Genomic DNA, 1,367 nt, shown 5'->3' with positions numbered 1-1,367 from the left:
TGGTGGGGGTAGGTCCGGGGGCGTTCGCCGCGGGGCATGCTCCAGCCGGTGACCTTCCGGCCAATCAGTTCAGCCACGAGCTGGGACGTGTGGCCGCCGCGGTTCCGGCGGACGTCCACGATCAGGCCGTCGAGGGCAGTTTCCGTATCGAGGTCCCTGTGGAGCTGCGCCCAGCCGTTGGCCATCATGTCCGGGATGTGAAGGTAGCCGTACCGTCCTCCGGAGGCCTCCCGGACGGTCCGGCGGTTGGCGGCGACCCACTCCTGGTAGCGGAGGCGTTCCTCGTCCCTGACCGGGACGACGGCAATGCGCCGCTGCTCCCCCGCCTTGGCCCCATGGCCCGGACCGTTTCGGAGCGTGAGTTCCACTGCACGGCCTGCGGCACCGACCAGTTGCATGGCCGGCGTCACTGTGGCGGACAGCGGCACCCCGTCAATGGCCAGCAACACGTCTCCGGCCAGGGCGCCGGCGCCGGGCCGCGTGAGCGGGGAGGTGGCCAGCGGATCCGAGGATTCGCCGGCCAGGACGCGGCTGATCTCCCAGCCCGCCGCAGTCAGGGCGAGGTCGGCGCCAAGCCGGCCCTGGCCGTTGCTGCCGTTCTCGGTCACGGCGGCAGGCTTGACGTAGGCGTGGGACGTGCCGAGTTCGCCGTGGAGTTCCCAGAGCAGGTCCACCAGGTCATCGTGGGATCCCAGCCGGTCCACCAGCGGACGGTACCTGTTGTGGATCGATTCCCAGTCCTGTCCTGCCATATCCTCGGTCCAGAAGAAGTCGCGCTGCAGGCGCCAGGCTTCGTCAAACGCCTGGCCCCAGACGCTGACCGGGTTCATCATCACCCGGATCCTGCCCAGATCGACCTTCACCAGCTGGCCGGAATCCTCGTCCGCCTTGGCCGTGGAGGGGACTACGCTGACCTGCTTGTCGTTGATCAGCACCACCTTTTTGCCGTCGCCGGAGAGCCGGTAGCTGTCCAATGACTCCACCAGGGTGGCCGATTTCCGCCGCGCCAGGTCGAACCGGACCAGGTTCGGCCGCGCGTCCTTGTCGTCCTTGCTTGCCTTGCCATCGCCGGTCACGCCGGCAAGGGCCCAGTCCAGCCACAGCAGTGCATCGTCAGTGGCGGTCAGGGAGGTGTAGTTTCCCTGCGGACCCGGGACGCCGATGACCCGGTGGGCCAGCCCCTCCGGGTCCACCTGGACCGGGGCGGTGCCGGCCAAAGCGCCGGTGCTGTCTTTCTCATCCGGGGCCACGGCCGGCTCCAGGTCAACGGTGGGACCAAAGGGCGACGGCGTTGCTGCAGCCAATGCCACGAGGTAGGGCTTGATGGGGCTGGGGAAGGACAGGTCGAAGGAATGTCCGTCGTAGAC

General features: G+C 68.5%; 1 protein-coding gene. It reads right to left on the bottom strand.

What is annotated here, in order from left to right:
* Positions 1-1,367: PDZ domain-containing protein (locus DBR22_RS13500; protein ID WP_181365177.1), on the bottom strand; the 1,367-nt coding region annotated here is incomplete at both ends.

The sequence above is a fragment of the Arthrobacter sp. HMWF013 genome (genome assembly GCF_003061105.1).
GTDB lineage: Bacteria > Actinomycetota > Actinomycetes > Actinomycetales > Micrococcaceae > Arthrobacter.
Note: the sequence above shows the minus strand (reverse complement) of the source record. Positions and strands in the feature narration are given on the sequence as shown.